At 62.0% G+C, this 17,866-nt stretch carries 15 protein-coding genes; 4 read left to right on the forward strand and 11 right to left on the reverse strand.

What is annotated here, in order from left to right:
* From AC1DM5_RS30745 to AC1DM5_RS30760, 4 genes are all read right to left on the reverse strand, one after another.
* Positions 1-680, reverse strand: a 680-nt coding sequence (locus AC1DM5_RS30745) for an ABC transporter permease (protein ID WP_477976524.1), incomplete at its 3' end; no start/stop codon positions are given.
* Entirely contained in the window at positions 680-1,621 is a 942-nt protein-coding gene (locus AC1DM5_RS30750) for an ABC transporter permease (RefSeq protein WP_477818807.1), read from the reverse strand. The genes AC1DM5_RS30750 and AC1DM5_RS30745, both read right to left, overlap by 1 nt.
* Positions 1,622-1,648: 27 nt before the next feature.
* Positions 1,649-3,247, reverse strand: coding sequence for an ABC transporter substrate-binding protein (locus AC1DM5_RS30755; protein WP_477818808.1), 1,599 nt, complete (start codon positions 3,245-3,247; stop codon positions 1,649-1,651).
* Between the two features lie 27 nt (positions 3,248-3,274).
* Positions 3,275-4,381: a mandelate racemase/muconate lactonizing enzyme family protein gene (locus AC1DM5_RS30760; RefSeq protein WP_477818809.1), complete on the reverse strand. Its 1,107-nt coding sequence runs from the start codon at positions 4,379-4,381 to the stop codon at positions 3,275-3,277.
* A gap of 344 nt (positions 4,382-4,725) precedes the next feature.
* Here AC1DM5_RS30760 and AC1DM5_RS30765 point away from each other — a divergent pair, with 344 nt between their 5' ends.
* Positions 4,726-5,793, forward strand: a complete 1,068-nt coding sequence (locus AC1DM5_RS30765; RefSeq protein WP_477818810.1) for a LacI family DNA-binding transcriptional regulator — start codon at positions 4,726-4,728, stop codon at positions 5,791-5,793.
* Between the two features lie 28 nt (positions 5,794-5,821).
* Here the strand turns inward: AC1DM5_RS30765 and lpdA are convergent, their stop codons facing one another.
* From lpdA to AC1DM5_RS30800, 7 genes are read right to left on the reverse strand one after another with little or no spacing between them, the layout of a single operon-like run.
* On the reverse strand, positions 5,822-7,219 hold the full coding sequence (gene lpdA / locus AC1DM5_RS30770; RefSeq protein WP_477818811.1) for a dihydrolipoyl dehydrogenase: 1,398 nt from the start codon (positions 7,217-7,219) through the stop codon (positions 5,822-5,824).
* A gap of 3 nt (positions 7,220-7,222) precedes the next feature.
* The gene (locus tag AC1DM5_RS30775) at positions 7,223-8,452 is read right to left on the reverse strand and encodes a dihydrolipoamide acetyltransferase family protein (protein WP_477818812.1); all 1,230 of its coding nucleotides are present in this window, start codon (positions 8,450-8,452) and stop codon (positions 7,223-7,225) included.
* A gap of 3 nt (positions 8,453-8,455) precedes the next feature.
* Positions 8,456-9,469 (reverse strand): alpha-ketoacid dehydrogenase subunit beta, encoded by a 1,014-nt coding sequence (locus AC1DM5_RS30780; protein ID WP_477818813.1) that lies wholly within the window; start codon positions 9,467-9,469, stop codon positions 8,456-8,458.
* Position 9,470: 1 nt separating this feature from the next.
* Positions 9,471-10,703, reverse strand: a complete 1,233-nt coding sequence (locus AC1DM5_RS30785; RefSeq protein ID WP_037097466.1) for a thiamine pyrophosphate-dependent enzyme — start codon at positions 10,701-10,703, stop codon at positions 9,471-9,473.
* Between the two features lie 60 nt (positions 10,704-10,763).
* Positions 10,764-11,891 carry an acyl-CoA dehydrogenase family protein gene (locus AC1DM5_RS30790; RefSeq protein ID WP_477818814.1) on the reverse strand — a complete coding sequence of 376 codons (1,128 nt, stop codon included), beginning with the start codon at positions 11,889-11,891 and terminating at the stop codon, positions 10,764-10,766.
* 16 nt (positions 11,892-11,907) lie between these two features.
* Positions 11,908-13,095: an acetyl-CoA C-acyltransferase gene (locus AC1DM5_RS30795; protein ID WP_477818815.1), complete on the reverse strand. Its 1,188-nt coding sequence runs from the start codon at positions 13,093-13,095 to the stop codon at positions 11,908-11,910.
* Between the two features lie 23 nt (positions 13,096-13,118).
* Positions 13,119-13,886, reverse strand: a complete 768-nt coding sequence (locus AC1DM5_RS30800) for a 3-hydroxyacyl-CoA dehydrogenase (RefSeq protein WP_477818816.1) — start codon at positions 13,884-13,886, stop codon at positions 13,119-13,121.
* Positions 13,887-14,032: 146 nt separating this feature from the next.
* Here AC1DM5_RS30800 and AC1DM5_RS30805 point away from each other — a divergent pair, with 146 nt between their 5' ends.
* The 3 genes from AC1DM5_RS30805 (at position 14,033) to AC1DM5_RS30815 (ending at position 17,864) form a co-directional block, all read left to right on the forward strand.
* Positions 14,033-15,046 carry an AraC family transcriptional regulator gene (locus tag AC1DM5_RS30805; RefSeq protein WP_477818817.1) on the forward strand — a complete coding sequence of 338 codons (1,014 nt, stop codon included), beginning with the start codon at positions 14,033-14,035 and terminating at the stop codon, positions 15,044-15,046.
* A 65-nt stretch (positions 15,047-15,111) separates the two neighbouring features.
* Entirely contained in the window at positions 15,112-16,257 is a 1,146-nt protein-coding gene (locus AC1DM5_RS30810) for an isovaleryl-CoA dehydrogenase (protein WP_477818818.1), read from the forward strand.
* Positions 16,254-17,864 (forward strand): carboxyl transferase domain-containing protein, encoded by a 1,611-nt coding sequence (locus AC1DM5_RS30815; RefSeq protein ID WP_477818819.1) that lies wholly within the window; start codon positions 16,254-16,256, stop codon positions 17,862-17,864. Before AC1DM5_RS30810 ends, AC1DM5_RS30815 begins: the two co-directional genes overlap by 4 nt.
* Positions 17,865-17,866 lie beyond the last annotated feature (2 nt).

Here is a 17,866-nt window from a genome sequence, read left to right on the forward strand (position 1 = left end):
AGCGTCATCAACACGACGATGGGGGCTGCAATGTTCGGAATGATGTGGCGTAAAATAATCGTCGGCGTGCGCACGCCGACCGCGACCGCCGCTTCAACATAGGGCTCCTGCTTGACCGCCAGCGTCGAGGCGCGGGCCACACGGGCAAAACCCGGAATGAAGGCAACGGTGATGACGGCAATGATATTCCAGAAGGCGCCGCCGAGCACGGCGGCGATAATGATCGCCAGCAACAATTCCGGGAAGGCGAGCAGCAGGTCGATGAAGCGGCTGATGATGCGATCGATCAGCCCGCCGAAATAGCCGGCGGTCACGCCAAGCGCGGTGCCGACTAGCGCCGCAAGCACAGGCGAAATCAGGCCGAACAGCAGCGAGTTGCGCGACCCGTGGATCATGCGCGAGAGAACGTCGCGCCCGAACTGATCGGTGCCGAGCCAGTGGGCGGCCGATGGCATCTTGTTGATCGAGAGGATGCTTTGGGCCAGCGGATCATAGGGCGCAAGCACCGGTGCGAAGACCGCAATCACGAAGAAGACGAGCGCGATTGCCAACGCGAAAAGCGTCGAGGGCCGCCGGAGCAGTGTTCGGGACAGAAGCGACAGCAGGCCGGGCGCAGGCGCCAGCGAAGGCTGCTCAAAGGCCTGCGAGGGGGATCCCGGCGTTTGCGTGATGATGCTCATTATTTCACCCGGATTCTTGGATCGATGACGATGTAGAGAAGATCCATCACCAGATTGATGAGAAGGACGAGGAGCGCAAAGACAACGACGCCACCCTGGATGATGCCGTAGTCACGCTCGTTGATCGCCTGGATGAGAAGACGTCCGAGGCCCGGCCTGTTGAAGACCAGCTCGACGGCGACCGACCCTGACAGCGTGGCAAGCAGGCTGAGCCCCATGCCGGTCGAAAGCGGCAGCAACGCATTGCGCAGACCGTGGCGATAGATGACGCGCGGTTCACGGGCACCCTTGGCGCGGGCGGTGCGGACATAATCCTTACCGAGCGTTTCCAGAAGCGCGGTCCGCGACAGCCGGCCGATGAAGGCCGCTTTGACGAGTGCAAGCGTCAACGCCGGTAGCACGATATGGTACATGCGATCCATGAAACCATCGCCGCCGCCATTGATCGGGAACCAGCCAAGGTTCAGCGCAAATCCGATCAGGAGCAGCGCGCCGAGATAGAAGTCCGGAATGGCATAGCCGAGCAGCGAAAAGAGACGCATGCCGGAATCCGGCAGCCGGTCGCGATGGGTCGCAGCAAGCACGCCGAAAGGCACACCGGCACCGACGCCGATGATCATCGCCGCAACGGTGAGTTCGATCGTATAGGGCAGATTGACAGCGATCAGGTTCAGCACCGGTTCGCCATTCATGTAGGACTGGCCGAAATCGAGGCTGAGCACGCCAATCAAAAAGTTGATGTACTGCTGCCACAGCGGCACATCGAGCCCCATTTTGTGGCGAAAGGCGGCGAGCTGCTCCGGGAGAGCCATGTCTCCCAGAGCCGCAATCGCCGGATCACCCGGCAGGATCCGCATCGCGATGAACACGAGCGTGAGCACCAGCCAGATTGTCGGAATGGCATCCGCCAGCCGGAGGAGAAAATATCTAGCCATGTTCATTCACTCGCATTCATCGCGACCTGGAAATCAGGCCTTCTTGGTCGCGTGGTGGAAGCGCCAGCGCGCATAGCCGCTCTGCACCTTGTAGCCGAGGTCGAGGCGTGCATTGCGGGCAACCGTAAAGGAGAGCGTCGACATACCGATCAGCGGCAGGTCGCGCAGGACCTGAAGTTCGATCTGCTTGCAGTAATCGACATAGGCCTTGTAGTCGGTCGCCTGCAGTGCCTTGGCGAGCAGGTCGTCGATACCAGGCATGACCACGCCGTAATGGCTGTAGTTGATACCACCCGATCCATCCGGCTTGACTTCCGCCTTGGTCGACAGCTGCTGGATGTAGAGCTGCGTCGGGATCGGCGGATAGCTGGACGAATGCAGGGCCAGCGTATTCTTGTCGTGTTGATTGTCAGCGTGATAGGCGGTGTGGTCGCCGATATGCAGGTTCATGCGCATGCCGATGGAACGCAACTGCTCCTGCACGATCAGCATGATGGAAGCATAGTCCTCGCGCTGGCTGACATTGCTGTCGAAGTCGAAACCATCAGGGAAACCGGCTTCGGCGAGCAGCGCCTTGGCCTTATCCGGATCGTAATTGTACTGAAGCTCCGGCGGCAGGTCTTCGGTCTTGAAGCCGCCGGGGAAGAAGTCAGGCTGCAGGCCGGCCGTAAACCCACCCATCGGCTTCAGCGCATTGCCGACCGCATGGCGGTCTACGGCGTACATGATCGCCTGACGCACCTTGATATTGTCGAACGGCTTGCGCTTCAGGTTGATATGCAGCGTGTTGAACGAACCCGGCGACGTCATGTCAAACTGCAGCGTCGGGTCGCGCTGCAGCATGGAATCAACCCAGCCCGGTGCGCGGACGGCCTCGATCATGTCGACGTCGCCAGAGAGCAGCGCGAGCGTGCGGGCCGTCGTATCGGCGATGTAGACGGATTCGACCTTGGCGACTTTGGCCTTTTCACCCCAATAGGTTTCATGGCGCTTCAGCGCAGTGCCCCACTGATTGTCGAAGCGGGTAAGTTCGTAGGGGCCGGTGCCGACGGCATCGGTCTTGAACTTGTCCGCGCCGATCTGGTCATAGGCCTTCTTGGAGACGATCGAAGTGTTGTTGAGGAAGATCGTCGTGCCGAGCAGGTTCACGTCGGAATTCTTCAGCGTGATCACGACCTCATAAGGGCCGTTCGCGACGACATCTGCGACATTCGACAGGATCGGCTTGTTCGTGCCGTCGGCCATGGCGCGCTTGAACGAGAAGACAACGTCTTCCGCCGTCATTTCACCAAAGCCCTTGTGGAACTGCACGCCCTGGCGGAGCTTGAAGGTCCAGGTCTTGGCATCTGACGAAGCGGACCACTCGGTGGCGAGCGTCGGACGATATTGGTCCGGCGTCGTGGCGAAGGTGCCGTCATCGGGGCGCACGAGCTGTTCGTACATCTGCTCGGTCGCCCAGTTGTCGCCGCCCTGCGTCGTATAGTTCGGATCGCTGCTGCGCGGACCGCTGGCGGCAATGCCGATGCGGATGGTGTCAGGATCGCTCGCTGCACGGGCAACGGCTGATCCAAGCATGCTCATCGCTGCCGTGGCAGCGCTCAGTTCCAGAAACTGGCGTCTTCTCAGGTTCATGTCATTTCCTCCCACTTGTCAGAATATTCAGCTTCGCCGCTTGTCGAGCTCGGCATCCTCAACGATCAGGCCGAGGCCTGGACCGGACGGCACCTTGAACTTGCCGTCTTCCGGGATCGGCGGATTGGCAAAACCGACATGCATGCGTGTCGACGGATCGGAGAATTCGGCGGGCTTGGTGTTGTGCATCAGCGTCGCAAGCACATGCAGGTTCGCCACATGGGCGATGGTCGGCTGGGTCTGATGTGGAACGAGCTCGACGCCGTGCGCAAAGCAGATCGCGGCGCACTGCATGAGGCCGGTGATGCCGCCCATCTTGATGATGTCGGGCTGCACCATGCGCACGCCCGCATTGATCATGTCGACGACGGCCTGGGTGGTATAGGATTGTTCGGCAGCCGAAACCGTGATGTCGAGCCGCTGGGCAACCTCGCCCATGGCGCGCACGTTATAGTGCTGGACCGGCTCTTCGAACCAGATATAGCCGAGCTCTTCGAGCGCGCGGCCAACGCGGATGGCGCCGCCGACGGAATATTGGTTGTTGGCATCGAAGGCGAGCGGGAAATCGTCGCCCACCAGCTTGCGCACGGCCTTGGCCTTGGCGATGTCACCGGGAATATCGTAGTCCTGACGGGTGCGGTCGCCGTCCCAGCGGATCTTGATCGCGGTCGGCTTTTCGGCCTTCCAGCGCTGCTCGACCACGCGAACGGTTTCATCGACAGTGCGGCCGGCATTGTTGCCGACCGAGGAATAGAAGGGCAGTTCCATACGCCAGGCGCCGCCGAGCAGCTTGTAGACCGGCTGGTTGAAGTGCTTGCCCTTGATGTCCCAGAGGGCAATATCGAGGGCGGCAAGCGCGCCGGTGACGGCGCCTTCCGGGCCAAGCTTCACATATTTATGCAGCAGCCGGTCGTAGAGGACCGCCTGGTCGAGCGCATCCGCACCGACGAGCGAGGCTGCGAAATCTCTGAGGACGCCGAGCGAGTGCTCGCCGCCCATCATTGGCGAGGCTTCGCCGTGGCCGACGATGCCATCTTCGGTCGTCACGCGCACGAGAGCCGTGCGGCGGCCCGGCGGCTCGTTGGGCTCCCATTTCACCTGAAAAGCTTCGACGGACTTGATGATCGTACCCACTGGCATACCCTCGGAGAACGGACGTTTTCAGCGCCGGTGTTGTTGTTGAGGGAAGCATCTTCTAATTTGCATCCGTATGCAACATGGCGATTGAATTGAAATTGGAACAGGTTTTATGCCGGAATCTGCAAAAATGCTCACTGCCGGATATCAAGCATACAAAAAGGCGGATACCTCCTTATTTCATTGGATATTCGATGCTGCAACGCACTCGGGCGCCTGGATCCAGGAGTTGGAAAAACTATCAACAGCCGAATTGGCGACTGCGTATAAGCGGAAGTTGAAACTGTTGCATCCGAATGCAAAAGGTGTAGGAAAGGTAGAGGAAACCGGGGAATTGGATCATGCGCAAACAGGGATCGCCGTCCTTGCAGGGGGAACCGTCCGGCGAAGCGTTCAGCCGCAAGCCGATTACCGCCCGCGAACTTGCGCGCATGCTTGGCGTCAGCCAGTCGGCTGTATCGCGTGCCTTCACGCCAGGCGCAAGCATCGCAGCCGATCTGCGCGAGCGGATCCTGAAATATGCGGCAGAAGTCGACTATCAGCCGAATGCGATCGCCAGCATGCTCTCGAAGAGCCGAACGAATATTATCGGCATCGTCGTCTCCGACATGCAGAACCCCTTCTATCCCGGCCTGATCGAAAAACTCTCGCGCTCGCTGCAACGCATCGGCCTGCAGAGCCTGCTCTTCAACATCACCAAAGGCTCAAACCTCGAAGAGCAGCTTTCGGCACTGCGCCGATACAACGTGGACGCTGTCATCGTCATTTCTGCGACGATCTTGGCAGGCTCGACGCTGAGCTGGGCGACGGAAGGCCGGCCAGCCATCCTGATCAACCGCGTCATCGAAGACACGAATCTGAGCTGTGTCGCCTGCAACAATGTCGAGGGTGCCCGCGCCATCGCCGATCATTTCCATCGGCAGGGCGCCCGCAGGGTCGCCTATGTCGCCGGTCTCAGCCACACGACCACCAACCGCGAACGCCAGAACGGTTTCGTCACGCGGATCGCGGAGCTTGGCATGACGCTGAGCGTCCAGGTCGAAGGCCGGGAATACAGCTACTATGCCGGCCGCAGGGCCGCGCTTGAAATCGCCGCCAAGAAAAGCACCGATGCGATCTTCTTTGCCAACGACATTCTGGCAATCGGCGGCATCGATGCCCTCAGGGAGGAGGCAGGCTGCCGCGTGCCCGACGATATCCTCGTTGCGGGCTTCGACGACATCCCGATGGCCGGCTGGCCACACTACAACCTCACCACTTTTCGCCAGCCGGTCGATGAAATCGTGCGCGTCGTCGTCGAAATGATCGAGGGAGATACATCGGCACTGCTGCGGGCAGCCACGACCATCCGCCTTTCGGGAGAACTCGTCGAACGGCGCTCGACCGGCGCGGAACCTAACGTAGCGTAGCCTCTACTATCGGCAGGCCGCGAGCGGCTCAAATGTGAAGAGCATTCCCCAGGGCTTTCAGCGCCGCTTCCATGACCGCCTCGCTGCGCGTCGGATGAGCATGGATCGTGCCCGCAATATCTTCCAGCCGCGCGCCCATTTCGATGGCAAGCGCGAAGGCGGCCGAGAGCTCGGAGACCCCAGCGCCCACCGCCTGCAGACCGAGGACCAGATTGGTGTCGGCCCGCGCCACCACCCGCACAAACCCTTCCTCCGAAAGCATGGTCATCGCCCGTCCATTGGCGCTGAAGGGAAACTGGCCGGTCCTGATATCATAACCCTGGGCGCGTGCTTCCGACGGAGACAGACCGGCGCTGACGATTTCCGGATCGGTAAAGCAGATCGCCGGAATGCAGCGCTTGTCCCAGGCGCGTTTCTTTCCGGCAACGATCTCCGCAACCATTTCCCCCTGCGCCATGGCCCGATGCGCCAGCATAGGCTCGCCGGTAACATCACCGATGGCATAGATGCCGCGCATGGACGTGCGGCAGCGATCGTCGATCCTGAGAAAAGGACCGGCGCGATCGAGATCAAGCTCTTCGAGGCCTGAGCCCGCCGTTCTCGGACGGCGGCCGACGGTCACCAGAATACGGTCTGCGGCAAGCGCCTGCTGCCGGCCGTCAGGCGTTTCGACGACAAGTCCATCGCCAGCATCGGAAAGGCCGATCGCCTTCGCGCCGGTAAAGACACGGATGCCGCGCTCAGTCATCTTGCGTATGACAGGCCGAACGAGATCGGCATCATATTGCGGCAGCACCTGCTGCGTCGCCTCGACCACCGTCACCTGTGACCCCATCTTCGCGAAGGCTGTCCCGAGTTCCAGCCCGATATAACCGCCGCCGACCACGACGAGATTTTTCGGCAATTCGCCCAACGACAACGCCTCGGTCGAAGAAATAACGCGGCCACCAAAAGGCAGGTTGGGGAGCTCAACCGGATCGGAGCCGGTGGCGATGACGACGGTCTCGGCGCGGATGATCTGCTGGCCGGTCTCCGTCTCTACCTCTACCGTCTTGCCGTCGCGGAAATGAGCGCGGCCGTGGACGATCTTCACGCGCGCCTTCTGCAACAAGCCGGAGACGCCGCTCGTCAGTCGGCCGACGATACCGTCCTTCCAGGTGATTGTTTTTGCCAGATCGATCGAGGCGCCTTCGACGCGGATGCCCATAGGATTCTTGCCCGTCAGCATTTTCTGCGTGGCGTCGAATTCCTCTGCGGCATGAATCAGCGCCTTGGAGGGAATGCAGCCGACCGTCAGGCAGGTGCCGCCCGGCTTACCGGCCTCGACGATGACAGTGTCGATGCCGAGCTGGCCGGCACGGATGGCGCAAACATAACCGCCGGGACCTGCACCGATGACGAGGAGCTTGCAGACAATCTCTTTCATGGCTCAGCCTTCGATGAAAATGAGCGCTGGCGTTTCGAGCAGCGTGCGGATGCGCTGCACGAATGTTGCCGCGTCCCAGCCGTCGATGATGCGGTGATCGAAGCTGGAGGAGAGGTTCATCATCTTGCGCGGCACGAATTGCGCACCGTCCCAGACCGGCCGTGTCGCGATCTTGTTGACGCCGATGATCGCCACTTCCGGGTGATTGATGACGGGCGTGGAAACGATGCCGCCGAGAGCGCCGAGCGAACTGATGGTGATGGTCGAGCCTGATAGTTCGTCACGCGTTGCGGTACCTGAACGCGCCGCTTCCGCCAGCCGGCTCATTTCGACTGCGCAATCGAAGATGCCGCGCGCTTCGGCATGCCGCACCACGGGCACGGTGAGCCCGGCCGGCGTCTGCGTGGCGATGCCGATATGCACGGCGCTATGGCGCGTGATGATGCCGGCATCATCATCGAAGGTGGCGTTGACATCGGGCTGATCGGAAATCGCCTTGACGAGCGCCCGCATCAGGAAGGGCAGCACCGTCAGCTTGGGATGCTCGGCCTTGCGGTCGGCATTCATGGTGGCGCGTAGTTCCTCGAGCGCGGTCATATCCACTTCCTCCACATAGGTGATGTGGGGAATGCGTGAGGTCGAAAGCACCATCTTTTCAGCAATGCGGCGCCGAAGACCGGTCAGCTTGATCTCTTCGGTCGTCGTCTTCTTTGCCAGGCCGGTACGCGCCGGAGCGGGCGCCAAACCCTGGTTCAGAAACTGCTCGATATCTTCGCGTAGGATGCGGCCGGCCGGACCTGTGCCCTGCACCTGCCTTAGATCTACGCCGCTCTCGCGGGCAAACAGCCGTACCGATGGCGCAGCGAGCGGCTTTTCGGCCGGCGAAGCTGCCGGCGCCCGTGCCTTTGGAACAGCCTTCGGAGCTTCTGCTTTCACCGGCTCAGCGGGCTGCGGCTGAGGGACGGTCTCGGGTTCCGCCTCTCCGGCCCCGCTTGCCGTCTCGATTCGCACCAGCGGCGCCTTGACGGCAATCCGATCGCCGATCTCACCGGCTAGCCAGGTCACCGTGCCGCTGACGGGCGAGGGAATTTCCACGGTGGCCTTGTCGGTCATGACGGCGGCGATCACCATGTCCTCGCGCACTGGATCGCCGGTCTTCACATGCCATTCGACAAGCTCTGCCTCGGCAACACCTTCGCCGACATCGGGCATCTTGATGATGAATTCGCCCATGGTTCAGGCCTCTATCACTTCGGCAAGCGCGCGTCCGACGCGGCCGGGTCCGGGGAAATAGTCCCACTCCTGCGCGTGCGGATAGGGCGTATCCCAGCCGGCGACGCGCACGACCGGGGCTTCCAGATGGTAGAAGCAATGTTCCTGCACCAGCGAAACGACCTCCGCACCGAAACCCGATGTCAGGGTTGCTTCATGCACGACGACGCAGCGCCCGGTCTTGGCGACGGATTTGACGATCGTATCGAGGTCGAGCGGCAAAAGGCTCCGGAGATCGATCACCTCCGCATCGATGCCGGCATCTTCGGCGGCGGCGAGCGCCACATGCACCATCGTGCCGTAGGCAACGACCGTCACAGCCGAGCCCGTGCGCCGTACCTCAGCCTTGCCGATCGGGATCGTAAAATGTCCCTCCGGTACCTCGCCAAGATCATGCTTCGACCATGGCGTCACCGGCCGCTCGTGATGGCCATCGAAAGGTCCGTTATAGAGCCGCTTCGGCTCCAGGAACATGACAGGATCGGGATCCTCGATCGCGGCAATCAGCAGGCCCTTGGCGTCATAGGGATTGGACGGCACCACCACTTTCAGGCCGCAGACATGGGTGAAGAGCGCTTCCGGGCTCTGACTGTGGGTCTGGCCGCCAAAAATGCCGCCGCCGGTCGGCATGCGCACGACAATCGGGCAGGTGAAATCGCCGTTTGAGCGGTAGCGGATACGCGCCGCCTCCTGCGTTAGCTGGTCGTAAGCCGGATACATATAATCGGCGAACTGGATTTCGACGCAGGGCTTCAGCCCATAGGCCGCCATGCCAATCGCCGTGCCGACAATGCCGGATTCGCTGATCGGCGTGTCGAAGCAGCGCGTCTTGCCGTATTTCGCCTGCAGGCCCTGCGTGCAGCGGAAGACGCCGCCGAAGTAACCGACATCCTCGCCGAAGACCACGACATTGTCATCGCGCGCCATCGAGACATCCATGGCGCTGCGTACGGCCTCGATCATCGTCATCCGGGCCATGTCAGTACCCCGCCTTCTGCCGCTGGCGGCGGATATGCGGCGGCATCTCGGCATAGACGCCTTCGAAGATGTCGCGCACCGAGGGCTTGCCGCCGTCATGCAGCGTGCCGTGCCCCTCGGCTTGACGTTGGGCCTCGATCACCTCATCCAGGATCTCCGCTTCGGCCTGAGTATGGCGCTCCTCCGACCAGACGCCCCTGACGATCAGGTGTTTCTTCAGCCGCAGGACGGGATCGCCGAGCGGCCAGGCTTCCGATTCCGTCTTCGGGCGATAGGCGCTCGGATCGTCGGAGGTCGAATGGGCGCCGACGCGATAGGTGACATATTCGATCAGCGTCGGGCCAAGATTACGCCGGGCGCGTTCAGCCGCCCAGCGAGCAACGGCATGGACGGCAAGATAATCGTTGCCATCGACCCGCAGCGCCGGAATGCCGAAGCCGAGGCCACGGGCGGCAAATGTGCCGGAGCCGCCGCGGGCAATACCCTGGAAGGTGGAGATCGCCCACTGATTGTTGACGATGTTGAGGATAACAGGCGCCTTGTAGGTGGAAGCAAAGACCAGGGCCGAATGGAAGTCCGATTCCGCCGTCGAGCCGTCACCAATCCAGGCCGCGGCAATGCGGCTGTCATTCTTGATCGCCGAGGCCATGGCCCAGCCGACCGCCTGCACATATTGCGTGGCGAGATTGCCCGAGATCGTGAAAAAGCCGTGCTCCTTGGAGGAATACATGATGGGGAGCTGACGCCCGCGCAGCGGATCACTCTCGTTCGAGTAGATCTGGTTCATCATCTCGACCATCGGGTAGTCGTCGGCGATCAAGAGGCCAGCCTGGCGATAGGTCGGGAAATTCATGTCTCCCTTTTGCAACGCCTTACGGAAGGCGCAGCTGACCGCCTCTTCGCCGAGATGCTGCATGTAGAAGGAGGTCTTGCCCTGCCGCTGCGCCATCAACATGCGGGCATCGAAAGCGCGCAGCTTCATCATGTTTCGAAGCCCGGTCAGCAATTCCTCGTCCGTCAAAGACCCTGCCCAAGGACCGACCGCCTCGCCGTCGCGGTTCAGCACGCGAATGATCGAATAAGCAAGCTCGCGGATGTCTTCAGACGCGACATCGACCTCCGGCCTCGGCACCGACCCGGCCTTGGCGATCTTGACATTGGAAAAATCGGGATGGCCGCCCGGACGGACGGCGGGTTCGGGGACATGCAGGCTCAAACGAGCAGATTCCACCATGTGGTCTTTTTCCTCCCTCTATCGGCCCCGCTCCTCTCCTCCAGAAGCCGGACCTTATCGTTATAGGTTGCGGGCAATCACCATACGCTGCACGTCGCTTGTTCCCTCATAGATCTGGCAGATGCGCACATCGCGATAGATCCGCTCCACCGGATAGTCGGCTATGTAACCATAGCCACCATGGATCTGGATCGCATCTGAGCAGACACGCTCGGCCATCTCAGAGGCAAAGAGCTTGGCCATCGAAGCCTCCGACAGGCATGGCTGTCCCGCCTCCCTTAGCGAGGCCGCATGGAAGACGAGCTGGCGCGCCGCCTCGATCCGCGTCGCCATGTCGGCGAGCCGGAAGGCAACGGCTTGGTGTTCGATGATCGGCTTGCCGAAGGCAGTCCGTTCACGAGCATAGTCGCGCGCCGCCTCGAAGGACGCCTGCGCCATGCCGACGGCCTGCGCCGCAATTCCGATCCGTCCGCCCTCGAGATTGGCAAGCGCGATACGATAGCCCTCACCCTCCTCACCGAGCCTGAGCTCGGCCGGAATGCGCATGCCGGTGAAGGCGATCTGGCAGGTGTCGGAGGAATGCAGACCGAGCTTTTCCTCAACGCGGATAACCTCATAACCAGGCGTATCGGTCGGCACGATGAAGGCGGTGATGCCCTTTTTGCCGGCATCCGGATCAGTGACGGCAAAGACAATGACGACCTGTCCGTTCTTGCCCGAGGTGATGAACTGCTTGGCGCCGTCGAGCACATAGTGATCGCCATTGCGCCGCGCCCGCGTTTTCAGGTTCGAGGCATCCGAGCCCGCCTGCGGCTCCGTCAGCGCAAAACCGCCGATCCACTCGCCGCTGGCAAGCTTCGGCAGGAAACGTTGCCGCTGCTCTTCATTGCCGAATTTCAGGATCGGCACGCAGCCGACCGAACTGTGCACACTCATGATGGTCGAGCAGGGTCCGTCGCCGGCGGCGATCTCTTCCAGTGCCGCAGCATAGGCGATGACGCCAGTATCCGATCCGCCGTAGGTCTCAGGCACGAGCATGCCAAGTAGACCGAGTTCGCCCATCTCCTTCAACTCTTCGCGCGGAAAGAGATGTTCCCGGTCGCGTTTGGCCGCGCCCGGTGCCAGCCGCTCGCGGGCGAAGTCGCGAGCGAGATCGCGGATCTGCTGCTGAAGTTCGGAAAGGATCATCGGCCCTCCTCCTTCCCTAATGCCGCTCGATGGCGACGGCGGTTGCCTCACCGCCGCCGATGCAAAGTGCGGCCATGCCGCGCTTCAGGTCGTAACGCTCCAGCGCCGACAGAAGCGTCACCAGAATACGGGCTCCGGACGCACCGATCGGATGGCCAAGTGCGCAAGCGCCACCATGTACATTGACCTTGTCATGCGGCAGGTCGAGGTCGCGCATCGCCGCCAAGGCAACGACGGCAAAGGCCTCGTTGATTTCGAAGAGATCGACCTCGGAGAGCGGCAGGCCGGTGCGATCCGAAAGCTTTTGCAAAGCACCGATCGGCGCGGTGGCGAAGAGATTGGGGGCCTGCGAATGCGTGGCATGGCCGAGGATGGTGGCAAGCGGTCTCAGGCCGCGGCGATCCGCCTCCGAGCGGCGCATCAGAACGAGCGCTGCCGCACCATCGGAAATCGAACTGGAATTGGCGGCCGTCACCGTGCCGCCGTCACGAAAGGCCGGCTTCAGGGTCGGGATCTTGTCAGGCCTCGCCTTGCCCGGCTGTTCGTCACAGTTTGCCACGTGCTCGGCCTTGCCGGACTTCACCGTCACGGGCACGATTTCGCTGTCAAAATAACCTTCGGCAATCGCCTTCTGCGCCCGCGTCAGCGACGTGACCGCATAGGTGTCCTGCGCCTCGCGTGTAAACTGATAGGCTTCGGCGCAATCCTCCGCGAAGCTGCCCATCAAGCGCCCCTTGTCATACGCATCCTCCAGTCCGTCGAGGAACATATGATCCACGACCCGCCCATGACCGAGCCTGTAACCCGCACGGGCACGATCAAGGAGATAGGGCGCATTGGTCATGCTTTCCATGCCGCCCGCGACCGCCACGGAAGCGCTTCCCACCGCAATCAGGTCATGGGCCATCATGACTGCCTTCATGCCAGAGCCGCACATCTTGTTGACGGTGCTTGCCCCTGTCGCAAAGGGCAACCCGGCATGGATCGCCGCCTGGCGGGCCGGCGCCTGACCCTGACCGGCCGGCAGTACGCAACCGAAAACGACCTCCTCGATTGCATCCGCCTCGACGCCACTGCGTTGCAGGGCCGCGCGGATTGCGGTTGCGCCGAGCTCCGGAGCCGCAGCATCCTTGAGTTCACCCTGAAAACTGCCGATCGGCGTGCGGGCTGCACCGACGACGACGATAGGATCCTGCAGGGTCATGTTTCCTCCTTCGGGCCAGGCGCTTATCGCGCGCCCATACGCAATGCGCCGTCGAGGCGGATGACCTCGCCGTTCAGCATGCTGTTTTCCAGGATATGACGCACCAGCGCGGCGAATTCCGCCGGATGCCCAAGACGCGATGGGAAAGGCACGCTCTTGCCAAGTGCTTCCCGCACCTCCGCCGGCATGCCGGCCATCATCGGCGTTTCGAAAATGCCGGGCGCGATCGACACGGTGCGGATGCCGTGACGCGCAAGTTCGCGGGCGATCGGCAGCGTCATCGCGGCGACACCGCCCTTGGAGGCGGCGTAGGCCGCCTGACCGATCTGTCCGTCGAAGGCGGCGGCCGAGGCCGTATTGACGATCACGCCCCGTTCGCCCTCCGCATCCGGTTGCACAGCCTCGATAGCGGCGGCGGCAAGCCGGATCATGTTGAAGGTACCGATGAGATTGATTCCGATCGTACGGGCAAAGCTCTCCAGCCGGTGCGGCCCCTCGCGGCCGACCACTTTCTCGGCCGGCGCTACGCCGGCGCAGTTGATAAGCCCGCGAAGCGGGCCGAAAGCATCCACGGCCGTGGCAATCACCGCCGCACCGTCCTTTTCGTCGGTCACGTCGGCCTTGATGAAGCGCGCATCCTGTCCCAGTTCACGGACGATCGCCTCGCCTGCATCGAGATTGAGATCGGCAATCGTCACGCGCCCGCCGGCTTCGACGAGCATGCGTGCAGTCGCCGCCCCGAGCCCTGAGCCGCCACCGGTAACGATGAAACTTGCGCCGCGGATTTGCACGGATCGCTCCTCCCTGCCCGACAGACATCTCCTCCAGAGTCCGCCTTAACAGGGATTCTATTCCCTCGCCCTATTGCAAGCGATGACAGAATTGCCCCATTATTTCGGCCAGTTTTGCCATATTGGTTTACCGGAGTGAAGCAGCGATGGCCGAAATCGAGCGACGCATGATCGCACCGGGCTTCGTCGAGGAAGCGCTCGACAGCCTGCGCCGCCTCGGGAGGCCGACGCCGTCTCTTCTGACCAAGCTCGGCCTGCCGCAGCGGATCGATCAACCTTTTTCAGCTGAGGCCTATGGCGCATTGTGGCTAGCGATCGCCGCCGAACTCGACGACGAATTCTTCGGCATGGGCGCCCGACCGATGCGTAGCGGCAGCTTCACCCTGCTCTGCCATTGCGTGCTGCACGCGCCCACGCTCGGCCACGCCCTGCGGCGGGCCTTGCGTTTCCTCGACGTGGTGCTGGACGATCCGCGTGGTACGCTCGTTATCCGCGACGGGCTGGCTCAGATTGAGCTTCGCGACGCAGGCGAGCCGCGCTCGGCCTTCGCCTATCGCACCTACTGGATCATCCTGCATGGCATCATCTGCTGGCTTGTCGGCCGGCGTATCCCGATCCGCCTTGTCGATTTCCGATGCGAAGAGCCAAACCAAGGCGCCGATTACCGGCTCTTTTTCGGTGCGCCGGTGCGTTTCTCGCAACCGATCAGCCGGCTCGGTTTCGACAGCGCTTTGCTCGATCTGCCGATTTCGCGCAGCGAACAGGCATTGAAGCAATTTCTGCGGGGCGCGCCCGCCAATATCCTCGTGCGCTATCGCTATGATGCCGGCATTGCTGCTGCCGTGCGCCGTCGTCTCTCGCAGACCTCTCCCGCCGCCTGGTCGAGCTTCCAGACACTCGCTGCCGAGATGCGCCTGCCATCCTCGACGCTCCGCCATCGCCTGCATGACGAGGGCCAGAGCTATGCCGGCATCAAGGACGATATCCGCCGAGACCTCGCCATCGACATGCTATTGAACACGTCGAAGACCATCGGCGAAATCGCCGTGCAGCTCGGCTATTCCGAACCCAGCGCCTTCTTTCGCGCCTTCCGGAAATGGATGGGCAAGAGCCCCGATGCCTTCCGCCGCGAGGAAGCGAAATCGGCACAGTGGGAATAGGCTTCGTTCGAGAGAGCTTTGAAGCGGCAGCAACCCGCGCTACATATTGTAGCGGGAGGAATGCCATGTTTGATTTTTCGCTGGGCGAAACCGCGGACGCGATCCGCGACGCGACCGCGCGATTTGCCGCCGATACGATTACTCCGCTCGCAGCGGAGATCGATGAAAGCAACACATTTCCACGCCAGCTCTGGCCGCAGATGGGCGCGCTTGGTCTGCACGGCATCACCGTGGAAGAAGAATTCGGCGGTGCCGGTCTCGGCTATCTCGAACATGTCGTTGCCATGGAGGAAGTCTCGCGTGCCTCGGCTTCCGTGGGCTTAAGCTACGGCGCCCATTCCAATCTCTGTGTCAACCAGATCCGCCGCTGGGCCACACCGGAGCAGAAGCAACGCTATTTGCCAAAGCTGATTTCCGGTGAACATGTCGGCTCGCTTGCCATGTCCGAAGCCGGCTCCGGCTCGGATGTCGTTTCCATGCGGCTCAAGGCGGAACGCAGGGGTGATCGCTACCTCCTTAACGGGACGAAGTTCTGGATCACCAATGCGCCGCATGCCGATGTGCTCGTCGTCTACGCAAAGACCGATCCGGCCGCCGGACCGAAGGGTATTTCGGCTTTCATCATCGAGAAAGGGATGCCCGGTTTCAGCGTTTCAAAAAAGCTCTCCAAGCTCGGCATGCGCGGCAGCGATACGGCGGAATTGGTCTTTCAGGATTGCGAGGTACCGGCAGAAGCATTGATGGGGCGGGAAGGCGACGGCGTGAAGATCCTGATGTCCGGCCTCGATTATGAGCGTGCAGTGCTCGCTGCCGGTCCGCTTGGCATCATGCAGGCCTGCCTCGACGTGGTGCTGCCCTATGTGCGGGAGCGCAAGCAGTTCGGCAAGGCGATCGGCGACTTCCAGCTGATGCAGGGCAAGATCGCCGATATGTATGTCGCGCTGAATTCATCGCGCGCCTACGTCTATTCCGTCGCCCGCGCCTGCGACGCCGGTCGCACGACCCGCTCGGATGCGGCGGCCGCGATCCTGTTTGCGAGTGAGAATGCCGTGAAAGTGTCGCTGGAGGCGATCCAGGCGCTCGGCGGTGCCGGATATACCAAGGAGTGGCCGGTCGAACGCTTCCTGCGCGATGCCAAGCTCTACGATATCGGCGCCGGAACCAACGAGATTCGCCGCTATCTGATCGGCCGGGAGCTCATCGCATCATGACGGTGATTTCCTCTGACATCGATCGCGACAGCGAGACCTTCAAGGCCAACACAATCAATAACAAAGGACTGATCGACGCGCTCTACGACCGCTCTGCAAAGACCCGTGGAGGTGGCTCGCAGGCAGCGCGCGAGCGCCATACCGGCAAGGGCAAGCTCCTGCCGCGCGACCGCATCCAGCTGCTGCTCGATGCCGGCAGCCCCTTCCTGGAGATCGGCACGCTGGCGGCGAACGGCATGTATAATGACGAGGCGCCGGGTGCCGGCATCATTACCGGCATAGGCCGCGTTTCCGGCCGCGAGGTGATGATCGTCGCCAATGATGCGACGGTGAAGGGTGGTGCCTATTTCCCTGTCACGGTGAAGAAACATCTGCGGGCGCAGGAGATCGCCATGCAGAACCGGCTGCCCTGTATCTACCTTGTCGACAGCGGCGGCGCCAATCTCCCGCATCAGGCCGAGGTCTTTCCCGACCGCGATCATTTCGGGGCGATCTTCTACAATCAGGCACAGATGTCGGCCGAAGGCATTCCGCAGATTGCCTGCGTCATGGGAAGCTGCACGGCGGGCGGCGCCTATGTGCCAGCCATGTCCGACGAGACAGTCATCGTGCGCAATCAGGGTACGATCTTCCTTGCCGGCCCGCCTCTGGTGAAGGCCGCGACCGGCGAGATCATCTCGGCCGAAGAGCTCGGCGGCGCCGAAACCCATGGCCGTCGCTCCGGTGTCGTCGATCACGTCGCCGAAAATGACGAGCATGCGTTGCTTCTCGTGCGCGATATCGTCGCCAGCCTCAATAGCGTGAAATCAGTCGATATCGACATTCAAGTACCACGTCCGCCAAAACTCGATCCGGAAGATCTCAACGGTATCATCCCGGAGGATGTGCGCTCGCCCTATGACGTTCGCGAGGTCATCGGCCGCATCGTCGATGGTTCCGAGCTGCATGAATTCAAGCCGCTCTATGGCACGACGCTGGTTTGCGGTTTTGCCCGTATCTGGGGCATGCCGGTCGCCATCATCGCCAATAACGGCGTGCTGTTTTCCGAAAGCGCGCTGAAGGGCGCGCATTTCATCGAGCTTGCCTGCCAGCGCCGCGTGCCACTGCTGTTTCTGCAGAACATATCGGGCTTCATGGTCGGCGGCCGTTATGAGGCTGGCGGTATCGCCAAGGACGGGGCAAAACTCGTCACCGCGGTTGCGACTGCCACCGTACCCAAGGTCACCGTCATCGTCGGCGGCAGTTTCGGCGCCGGCAATTACGGCATGTGCGGCCGCGCCTATCGCCCACGTTTTCTGTTCACCTGGCCGAACAGCCGCATCAGCGTGATGGGCGGCGAGCAGGCGGCCTCCGTGCTTGCCACCATCCGCCGTGATGCGATGGAGGCGCGCGGCGAAAGCTGGCAGGTCGAGGATGAAGAAGCTTTCAAGGCGCCGATCCGCGCCGGTTACGAGGCCGAGGGCAATCCCTACTACGCCACCGCACGCCTCTGGGACGACGGCATCATCGATCCGCGCCAGACGCGCGATGTGCTGGGCCTTGCCTTTTCCGCCTGTCTGAACGCGCCGATCCCCAAAGGGCCGCGCTTCGGCGTCTTCCGGATGTGAGG

The organism is Rhizobium sp. 01T437 (assembly GCF_056398505.1).